Source organism: Streptomyces sp. E2N166 (assembly GCF_003671715.1).
Classification (GTDB): Bacteria; Actinomycetota; Actinomycetes; order Streptomycetales; family Streptomycetaceae; genus Streptomyces; species Streptomyces thinghirensis.
Genome location: NZ_RAIF01000006.1, coordinates 219,691 through 220,134 on the forward strand (window position 1 = coordinate 219,691; position 444 = coordinate 220,134).

1 protein-coding gene is annotated in these 444 nt (G+C 67.1%); it reads left to right on the forward strand.

Features of this window, described 5'->3' with window-relative positions:
* Positions 1-444, forward strand: a 444-nt coding sequence (locus EBH09_RS38405; RefSeq protein ID WP_238697133.1) for a hypothetical protein, incomplete at both ends; no start/stop codon positions are given.

Below are 444 nucleotides of genomic sequence, written 5' to 3' on the forward strand. Positions count from 1 at the left end.
ACCGGCGACCTCGTACGCTGGCGCCACGACGGCCAACTGGAATTCCTCGGCCGCGTCGACGACCAGATCAAACTCCGCGGCTTCCGCGTCGAACCCGGGGAAATCGAGTCCGTGCTGGCGGCACGTCCCGGCATCGCGCAGGCGGCCGTCATCCTCCGCGAAGATCGGCCGGGCGACAAGCGTCTGGTGGCGTACACCGTGGCGGAGGAGCCGGTCAGTGAGGAGGCACTGCGTAGGCATGTGGCGGCGGAGCTACCGGAGTACATGGTGCCGTCAGCCTTTGTCACCTTGGAAACGCTACCTCTGACACTCAACGGAAAGCTGGACCGCAGGGCGCTGCCAGTGCCTGTCTACGGTGACCGTACGACCGGCCGGCCTCCGCGCACCCCACGCGAGGAAATCCTCTGCGGCCTGTACGCGGATGTACTCAATGTCGCCCGGGCG